At 36.1% G+C, this 9,421-nt stretch carries 10 protein-coding genes; all 10 read left to right on the top strand.

Annotated elements, in window-relative coordinates:
• The first annotated feature begins 594 nt into the window (after nucleotides 1-594).
• The 10 genes from BOQ62_RS19070 to BOQ62_RS19025 all read left to right on the top strand — a co-directional run bounded on the left by BOQ62_RS19070 (nucleotide 595) and on the right by BOQ62_RS19025 (nucleotide 9,293).
• Nucleotides 595-1,821: an HD domain-containing protein gene (locus BOQ62_RS19070; RefSeq protein ID WP_129041993.1), complete on the top strand. Its 1,227-nt coding sequence runs from the start codon at nucleotides 595-597 to the stop codon at nucleotides 1,819-1,821.
• A gap of 71 nt (nucleotides 1,822-1,892) precedes the next feature.
• The gene (gene lpxD, locus BOQ62_RS19065; RefSeq protein ID WP_129041992.1) at nucleotides 1,893-2,924 is read left to right on the top strand and encodes a UDP-3-O-(3-hydroxymyristoyl)glucosamine N-acyltransferase; all 1,032 of its coding nucleotides are present in this window, start codon (nucleotides 1,893-1,895) and stop codon (nucleotides 2,922-2,924) included.
• The gene (locus BOQ62_RS19060; protein WP_129041991.1) at nucleotides 2,917-4,314 is read left to right on the top strand and encodes a bifunctional UDP-3-O-[3-hydroxymyristoyl] N-acetylglucosamine deacetylase/3-hydroxyacyl-ACP dehydratase; all 1,398 of its coding nucleotides are present in this window, start codon (nucleotides 2,917-2,919) and stop codon (nucleotides 4,312-4,314) included. Before lpxD ends, BOQ62_RS19060 begins: the two co-directional genes overlap by 8 nt.
• On the top strand, nucleotides 4,315-5,109 hold the full coding sequence (gene lpxA / locus BOQ62_RS19055) for an acyl-ACP--UDP-N-acetylglucosamine O-acyltransferase (RefSeq protein ID WP_129041990.1): 795 nt from the start codon (nucleotides 4,315-4,317) through the stop codon (nucleotides 5,107-5,109).
• 29 nt (nucleotides 5,110-5,138) lie between these two features.
• Nucleotides 5,139-5,525, top strand: coding sequence for a hypothetical protein (locus tag BOQ62_RS19050; protein WP_129041989.1), 387 nt, complete (start codon nucleotides 5,139-5,141; stop codon nucleotides 5,523-5,525).
• 16 nt (nucleotides 5,526-5,541) lie between these two features.
• Nucleotides 5,542-6,108 (top strand): elongation factor P, encoded by a 567-nt coding sequence (efp, locus tag BOQ62_RS19045; protein ID WP_076596574.1) that lies wholly within the window; start codon nucleotides 5,542-5,544, stop codon nucleotides 6,106-6,108.
• A gap of 67 nt (nucleotides 6,109-6,175) precedes the next feature.
• The gene (locus BOQ62_RS19040; protein WP_129041988.1) at nucleotides 6,176-7,075 is read left to right on the top strand and encodes an LpxD N-terminal domain-containing protein; all 900 of its coding nucleotides are present in this window, start codon (nucleotides 6,176-6,178) and stop codon (nucleotides 7,073-7,075) included.
• A complete protein-coding gene (locus tag BOQ62_RS19035) occupies nucleotides 7,075-7,641 on the top strand; it encodes a hypothetical protein (RefSeq protein WP_129041987.1) in 567 nt (188 codons plus the stop codon). Before BOQ62_RS19040 ends, BOQ62_RS19035 begins: the two co-directional genes overlap by 1 nt.
• A 90-nt stretch (nucleotides 7,642-7,731) precedes the next feature.
• Nucleotides 7,732-8,604 (top strand): succinate--CoA ligase subunit alpha, encoded by an 873-nt coding sequence (gene sucD / locus BOQ62_RS19030; RefSeq protein WP_002977143.1) that lies wholly within the window; start codon nucleotides 7,732-7,734, stop codon nucleotides 8,602-8,604.
• Nucleotides 8,605-8,621: 17 nt separating this feature from the next.
• The gene (locus tag BOQ62_RS19025; protein WP_129041986.1) at nucleotides 8,622-9,293 is read left to right on the top strand and encodes a porin family protein; all 672 of its coding nucleotides are present in this window, start codon (nucleotides 8,622-8,624) and stop codon (nucleotides 9,291-9,293) included.
• Nucleotides 9,294-9,421: the final 128 nt, after the last annotated feature.

Here is a 9,421-nt window from a genome sequence, read left to right as displayed (position 1 = left end):
AAAGTAAGTGAAGGAAAAAATAAAATGAGTGTCCTGAATGCGGTAAGAAATAAATTAGTACACAGAATAATGGCTGTCATCAATAGAAAACAGCCATTTTTACAAAAAGAAGAATTTGTGTCAATAAAAAATTCAAATTTCTCTTGTGTATTAACATAGAAATCTTTGCACGATGGAACTTCACCAAGACTGCTAATCCATTCAGAATAGAAATTATTCAGTGATTGTTTATCATTAATATTTTCAAGTTCATCTATTTTGTGAAAAAGCTGCTTGTCCCAGTTCAGATTTCCTTTGGCAACATGTGGATGGTAATATTTTAAAAATCCCCATACTCTGCAGAGAGATTCCAGTTTCTGGGTCTCGGTTATAATTTGTGCGGAAAAATGTAAACTTAAAAATAATAAAAGGAAAATAGAGTATTTTCTCATTAAAAATTACCGTGTTTTCTCTCTCAAAGATAGGTTTAAAATACAATAGCAGCAAAGGTTTTTAATGAATAAATCCTGTGTGGAGACAGATTTTCTTTTAACATGAAATTAATCAGTACTCAAATTTAAAATGCCTAACTTTGTTCCTAATATTGACGTTTCAATGCAGAATAAGCTAAAAATCATCAACGATCCTGTTCACGGATTTATCAAAATTCCACACGAAATTTTATTTGATATCATTGAGCATCCTTACTTTCAGAGACTGAGAAGAATAGGGCAGACAGGACTTTTAAACCTGATCTTTCCGGGAGCTACTCATACAAGATTTCATCATGCACTCGGAGCAATGCATCTGATGTTTACTGCTTTGGAAACATTGAAACAGAAAGGCGTGAAAATTTCCGAAGAAGAGGAAAAAGGAGCAATGCTGGCTATTCTGATGCATGATATTGGTCATGGTCCGTTTTCTCATGCATTGGAAAGTATGCTGATGGATGACTGGCATCATGAAAATCTTTCTTTACTATTGATGAATAAGCTGAATGAAGAGTTTAAAGGTCAGCTTTCGATGGCTATTGAAATGTTTCAGGGAAAATACCATAGGAAATTTTTCAATCAACTGATTTCTTCACAGTTGGACGTTGATCGTCTGGATTATCTGAAAAGAGACAGCTTTTTTACAGGCGTATCCGAAGGAAATATTAATACACAGAGAATTATTTCCATGATGAATGTATGTGAAGAAGGGGAATTGGTGATTGATGCAAAAGGAATTTATTCCATCGAAAATTTTCTGACCGCCAGAATGTTTATGTACTGGCAGGTGTATTATCATAAAACTTCAGCTTTGGCCGAATTTCTTTTGGTTAAAATCCTCGAAAGAGCAAAATATCTGATTTCTCAAGGTGCAGAACTTCCTGCAACCGATAATCTGAAGTATTTTTTATACCGTGAAAAGAGTGCTGCAACCGATGAAGATGTAGAAAGATTCACTAAGCTTGATGATAATGATGTGATTCAGGCGATGAAAGAATGGCAAAATTCGGATGACTTTGTATTGTCATATTGGTGTAAATGTGTAATTCAGCGAAATTTACCTAAAACCATTATTTCATCACATCCTTTTACTCAGGAAATAATTGATGAAAAAGTGAAAAACAGCAATGAATTTTTCGGAATTAATAATGGAAAAGAATTGGTTCATGAAATAAAACGAAAGCTTTTACCCTATCATGCGGAGAAACAGCCGATCTATTTATTGCATAAAAACGGTAAAAGAACGAGGCTTCATGAGTCGGAAGACCAGCTTTTATCAGGGTTGATTGTAAATAAAACAACCCGCTATATCCTTATGTTTCCAAGAGATATCTCGGGGCTAGACTCTTAAATAATATTAAAATTTACGATCTGAAACCAAAAAATGTTTGCAAATTCTAGAATTTCTTATCTTTGCAGAATATGGAATTTACAGCTTCGCAAATTGCAAGTTTTATTGACGGAAAAATAATAGGTGACGAGAATGCACTTATTACAGGGGTTTCACCAATTGAAAATGGTGAATCAGGACATCTTTCTTTTATAGCACAAGATAGATTTTCTCATTTTCTGGATACCTCAAACTGCTCTGTTATTATTGTTTCAGAACAACTTCTGGATAAAAATAGTTATAACCCTACCTTAATCGTTGTAAAAGATGCCTATCTTTCTTTTCAGATTCTGATGAATTTATATCAGGAAATGCAGGGAAGAAAAGAAGGTATTGAAAATGGTTCATCCATTCACGATACAGCTGTCATAGGAGAAAAAGCCTATATCGGAGCATTTACGTATGTTTCTGAGAAAGCTAAAATCGGGGAGGGATCACAGATCTATCCACATGTATATATAGGAAAAGGAGTGAAAATTGGTAAAAACTGTAAGATAGACAGCGGTGCCAGAATTTATGATTACTGTATTATCGGGGATAATTGTGTGATTCATTCAAATACGGTAATTGGAGGCGACGGTTTTGGTTTCCAACCAACAGCAGAAGGCTTCAAGAAAATACCACAGCTTGGAAATGTAATTATTGAAGACGATGTAGAAATTGGTTCAAACTGTAGTATCGACAGAGCTACAATAGGTTCTACCATTATAGGAAAAGGAACTAAAATTGATAACCTGATTCAGATTGCCCACAACGTTAAAATTGGTCAGAACAATGTAATTGCAGCCCAAGCCGGAATTGCAGGTTCTACTACTATAGGTGACTGGAACCAGATTGGTGGTCAGGTAGGCGTTGTAGGACATATCAAAATAGGAAATCAAGTGAAAATTCAGGCTCAGAGCGGCGTGAATTCCAGCGTTAATGATAGAGAAACATTGTATGGTTCACCAGCAATAAGCTACAATGACTATTTGAGAAGCTATGTTCATTTCAGGAACTTACCTGGAATCGTAAACAGAATAAATAATCTTGAGAATAACTCAAAAGATAATACTAATGAGTGATATGCAAAAAACACTTCAGCAAGAGGTTACTCTTTCTGGAATTGGTCTTCACACTGGTAAAGAAGTAAAACTTACCATTAAACCTGCCAAAGAAAATACAGGTTTTGTATTTGTAAGAACAGACTTAGAGGGACATCCTCAGGTAGAAGCAGATGTAAACTATGTTGTAGCAACAGAAAGAGGAACTACATTAGAAAAATTAGGGGTAAAAATTACCACTTGCGAACACCTTTTAGCAGCTCTTGTAGGTTGTGATGTTGATAATGCAGTTTTAGAAATGGATGCCTCAGAACCTCCTATTCTGGATGGGTCTTCAAAATACTTTGTGGAAGCTATCGAAAGTGTTGGAGTAGCAGAACAGAGTGTAGCAAGAGAATATCTTGTGGTAAAAGAAGTTCTTACGTACAGTGATCCGGCTACAGGTTCGGAAATCACTATCATTCCTTCAGATACTTACGAAGTAACTACTATGGTAGATTTTGGGACTAAAGTATTAGGTACTCAGAATGCTACTCTTAAAAATATTTCAGAATTTAAAGACGAAATCTCATCAGCTAGAACATTTAGCTTCCTGCATGAATTGGAAATGCTTTTAGATCATGGTTTGATCAAAGGCGGAGATATTTCCAATGCCATTGTATATGTAGATAAAGATCTTACCCCTGAAACTACAGAAAAATTAAAGAAAGCCTTTGGAAAAGATAATGTATCCATCAGACCAAACGGTATTCTAGACAATCTTAATTTAAATTATCCTAACGAAGCGGCAAGACACAAATTACTGGATGTAATCGGTGACCTTGCTTTGGCAGGAGTAAAAATAAAAGGTAAAGTTATTGCCAACAAACCGGGACATTATGTGAATACTCAGTTTGCGAAAAAACTAAACCGCCAGTGGAAATTGCAAAAAAAGAAAAACGTTCCGGATTTTGACCTGACAAAAGAACCAGTATTCGATATCAACGGAATTATGAAGCTGATGCCTCACAGACCTCCGTTTCTGTTAATCGATAAAGTTCTTGAACTTTCAGACTCTCATGTAGTAGGTTTGAAAAATGTAACGATGAACGAACCTTTCTTTGTGGGACATTTTCCTAAAGAACCTGTAATGCCTGGTGTACTTCAGGTAGAAGCATTGGCTCAGACAGGAGGTATTCTTGTATTGGCGAGCGTTCCGGATCCTGAAAATTATTCTACCTATTTCATCAAAATTGATAAGGTGAAATTCAAGAGAAAAGTAATTCCGGGAGATACGCTAATATTCAAAATTGAATTGATAGAGCCTATCAGAAGAGGAATTGTTCATATGCAGGGGTATGGATATGTAGGAGACACTGTAGCAGTAGAAGCAGAGCTTATGGCTCAAGTTGCAAAAAATAAAGTTGATTAAATGATTCATCAATTAGCAGCCGTAGATAAACGTGCGAAAATCAGCAAAAATGTAATCGTAGAACCTTTCACTACAATTGCAGGGGATGTAGAAATTGGAGAAGGATCCTGGATTGGTCCTAATGTAACCATTATGGATGGGGCAAGAATAGGAAAAAACTGTAGGATTTTCCCCGGGACTGTAATCTCTGCAATTCCTCAGGATCTGAAGTTTGATGGTGAAGATACTCAGGTAATTATCGGTGACGAAACGACAATCAGAGAGTGTGTTACGGTAAACAGAGGGACAAAAGCCTTAGGATATACCAAAATAGGTGCTCACTGCCTTATTATGGCCACTTCACACATTGCCCATGACTGCGTTATCGGAGATCACGTTATCATCGTAAACGGTTGTGGTATTGCAGGACATGTGGAAATTGGAGATTATACCGTAATGGGAGGTTTATCAGCTGTTCACCAATTTGGTAAAATTGGAAAACATGTGATGATTTCCGGAGGTACTTTGGTAAGAAAAGATATTCCACCTTACGTAAAAGTTGCGAGAGAGCCAATGTCTTATGCTGGTATCAATTCTGTGGGGTTAAGAAGAAGAGGATTTACCAATGAGAAAATCTTTGAAATTCAGAAAATCTACAGAGCAATCTTCCAAATGAAGATGAACGTTTCTCAGGCTATTTCTCATATTGAAAAAGAAATGCTTCCCACGGCTGAAAGAGATGAAATCTTACAATTTATTCAAAACTCACCAAGAGGAATTGTAAAAGGATACGGAACTGGTAAAGAAAGCAGCTAAAATAAAACAATAAAAACACTTACATACTTATGAAAAATTTATTTTTATCATTATCCTTTTTGTTCTCAGCTATTGTAGCCGGGCAGCAAACTAAACCGTCAAATGCTAAAACAGAAGATTCGTTTTCTAAGAAGCAGACTATAGAGAGAAAACAGACACTGCAAAATGATAGTATTGCCAAAGGCAATGTGAATAACGCTTTGAAAAAAAGCCTGAACAATGATTCATACTTTAAAAAATATGAGAACAATTCAAAGGTTCAGAACAATGTGAATCAGTTGAACAGAAATAACACCATGTTTAACAATACAACTAATGGTTCATACATTTCACCAAATGGCAAAGTTGTGAATCCGATGTGGCAGCAAGGACCAGGCACTATGCAGGTACAAGTACCTCTTTTTAAATCAAAATAAAGAATAATATATATTAATGGCAACAAGTAACGATATCAGAAAAGGTCTTTGCATTGAATATAGCAATGATATTTTTAAAGTAATCGAATTTCTTCACGTAAAACCAGGAAAAGGACCTGCTTTCGTAAGAACAAAATTAAAATCAGTGACTAACGGTAAAGTAATTGATAATACTTTCTCTGCAGGACACAAAATTGATGAAGTAAAAGTAATCACTAGAAAGTTCCAGTATCTTTATGATGATGAGAACGGATTCCATTTCATGAACAATGATGACTTCTCTCAATTATACATCAACAAAGAAATGATTGAAAATTCTCAGTTTATGAAAGCTGGTGAAGAAGTAACCATCATTTTGAAAGAAGCTGATGAAACTCCACTTTCTGCTGAACTTCCACAGTCAGTATATCTGGATGTGATTGAAGCTGATCCGGGTGTAAAAGGAAACACAGCAACCAACGCTCTTAAAAACGCAATCGTTGAAACAGGGGCAAGAGTTATGGTTCCTTTGTTCATCGAACCGGGAGACAGAATTAAAGTAAGTACTGAAGACGGTAGCTACTTAGAAAGAGTAAAAGAATAAATAAAATTTACATAAATTCGGTTTGCAGTAGCACTCCGAATTTTGTTTTATAAGAAAATCTATTGTTATGAGATTCCATTCTCCGCAAAAGCTTAAAACGATTGCAGATTTGATAGGTTCAGCATTTGTTGGCCCTGAAGACTTTGAAGTATTAGGAACTAATGAAATTCACATGGTAAAACCAGGGGATATTGTTTTTGTAAATCATCCTAAATATTATGATAAAGCCTTAAACTCTGCAGCCACTATTATTTTAATTGATAAAGAAGTAGAATGCCCGGAAGGCAAAGCACTTTTAGTTTCTGATGATCCTTTCAGAGACTTTAATAAAATCAATACTCATTTTACCAGAATATATAATTTCACAGAAGAACTTCACGATGTTGAAATAGGAGAAGGTACAAAGATTCACTCTTCAGCGGTGATTGGAAACAATGTGAAAATCGGAAAAAATACCCTTATCTTCCCTAACGTTGTCATTGGTGACCGTACTGAAATTGGAGATAATGTCATTATCCAGTCCAATACCGTTTTAGGAGGTGATGCATTTTATTACAGAAAATTAAACGGAAACTTTGACCGTCTGATTTCAGTAGGAAATGTGATCATTGAAAACAATGTAGAGATCGGAAACGGCTGTACCATTGACAGAGGAGTTACAGACTCTACCATCATTGGAGAAGGCTCCGTTTTGGATAACCAGATTCAGATCGGACATGACACCGTTATCGGAAAAAAATGTCTGATTGCCTCTCAGGTAGGAATTGCAGGATGCTGTATCATCGGAGATGAGGTGACGTTATGGGGACAGGTTGGAATCGCTTCCGGGAACAAAATAGAGTCAGGATCTGTGCTTTTGGGAAAAACCGGCGTCAACAGAGATCTTGAAAAAGGAACTTATATCGGGATGTTTGCAGAAGATTTTAAAACTTATCTGAAAAAAGAAGTAAAACTGAGAAAATTGTGATGAAGAACCTGTTAGCTCTCTTTCTTTTTGTATATTCATTGAGCTTTGCTCAGAAATCACATATTGAATCAAAGGTTACATTTAGCGACAACAGAACAGTAGATGCTAAAATACCTTTTATAATAAATCTTTTTGACAGTAATCAGATTGATGAGATAACGATAAGTGACAGAAAAGTTAAGATTCTGGAAGTTGGAAAAGCTATTAAGTACCAGCCTTCTGAAATTCAGAAAATAGAATTTACAGATCTTAAAGGTAAGCCAAGGATTTTCATTTATTTTCCTTTAGAATCAACCAAAACTTTGGTGGAGCTTGTGTATGACGGTAAAAAAATAAAATGGGTGAAAGCATATACACGCCACGGCTATGACGGATCTACCCTTGTATCAGATGTCTTGTTCAAAGGAGATATAAGACAACCTTTGAGTATTTTGGTCAATAACAGAAAGAAATTAAAACAATTAATGGTTGAAAAACCCGAACTTGAGCCGCTTATTGAAAATATTAATTATAACAGACTTAAGGAACAGGATTTAATTGATCTGTTGAAAAAATATGATGAATAAAATCAGATTTAAAAATTTTTTTAACGACAAATAATCATTATTTTTGTCTGACGTATAAACTGAAAATAAATAAATTAAAACAAAAATAAAATGTCAATTTTAGTAAACAAAGATTCTAAAGTAATTGTACAAGGATTTACAGGGAACGAAGGAACTTTCCACGCTGGTCAGATGATTGAATACGGAACAAACGTAGTAGGTGGTGTTACTCCAGGAAAAGGAGGTAGCGAGCACCTAGGAAAGCCGGTATTTAATACAGTTGCTGACGCTGTTGAAAAAGCAGGAGCAAACGTAAGTATCATTTTCGTACCACCGGCATTCGCAGCAGATGCTATTATGGAAGCTGCTGAAGCAGGAATCAAGGTGATTGTATGTATTACTGAAGGTATTCCTGTAGCTGATATGGTAAAAGTAAAATCTTATATCGCAGACAGAGACTGCAGATTAATCGGACCAAACTGCCCTGGAATCATTACTTCTGAAGAAGCTAAAATTGGTATTATGCCAGGTTTCGTTTTCAAAAAAGGTAAAGTAGGGATCGTTTCAAAATCAGGTACCCTTACTTACGAAGCTGCTGACCAGGTAGTAAGAGCTGGTTACGGTATCTCTACTGCAATCGGTATTGGTGGTGACCCAATCATCGGAACTACTACAAGAGAAGCATTAGAGCTATTTATCAACGACCCGGAAACTGAAGCGGTTGTAATGATCGGTGAAATTGGTGGAGGTCTTGAAGCTGAAGCTGCAAGATGGTATAAAGCAAGCGGATCTACTAAACCAGTTGTAGGATTCATCGCTGGACAAACTGCTCCAAAAGGAAGAACTATGGGGCACGCAGGTGCTATCGTAGGTGGTGCTGAAGACACAGCTCAGGCAAAAATGGAAATCATGAGAGAAAATGGTATCAATGTAGTAGATTCTCCTGCTGATATCGGTGCTACTGTAGCAAAAATCTTAGGATAAAATATAAAACCCAACATATGAAAAAACTTTTATTAGCCTCAGCCCTGACTCTTTCTGCTTTATCTTTTGCACAAGTGCAATGGGGAAGCACAAGATTTGGTGTTACAGGTGGCTTAAACTATTCCAGAGTATCAAATGCCCATAACCCTTCGGGCCCAAGATATACTTTTCAAGCTGGAGCTTTGGCATTGATTCCCGTAGGAAAGGCAAACCAATTCTTTATTCAACCCGAGGTTCAGTACTATGGTGCAGGAGAAACAGGGAAAGATAAAGATGCTAAAGGAGTAAGCGGTTACGATGCTGTATATGCCAATAACTATCTGAGTGTGCCCCTTTATTTCAAAGGATATTTTTCAGAAGCTGAATCAGAATTCTTTGGATTAATAGGACCAAGATTTAACTTTTTGCTAAGTCAAAATGTTAAAAATGCTCCTGTAAGCAGACCTTATTATGATCCGGACGTTACTGATCCTAACCAGCCGGCAGGTGTGGATGGAAAAGCTAACAGTTTCAACTGGGGACTTGGATTAGGTGTAGGATATAGCTATAAGAGACAACTCGAAGTAGCGTTAAAATACGACCTAGGTCTTGGTGATACTTACCCTGGTCTTAAAAAAGAAACAAAAGGGACTGATAAGAAAAAATCAGAGCAGGTAATTGCACTTACTTTAAGCTATATATTCAAATAGAATATTTCAAAATAAAAAATCCCGAAAACTGGACTGCCCCCAAAAAGTTAGACGCTTTTTAGGGGCATTTTTTATGTATAGAAAAGAAAAATTTAGCATTGCTTTCAAATTAGAATGCATTGAACTTC

This window comes from Chryseobacterium sp. CH21 (assembly GCF_004119445.1).
Taxonomy (GTDB): Bacteria; Bacteroidota; Bacteroidia; order Flavobacteriales; family Weeksellaceae; genus Chryseobacterium.
The sequence above is the reverse complement of the archived record's forward strand: the minus strand, read 5'-3'. Positions and strand labels throughout refer to the sequence as shown.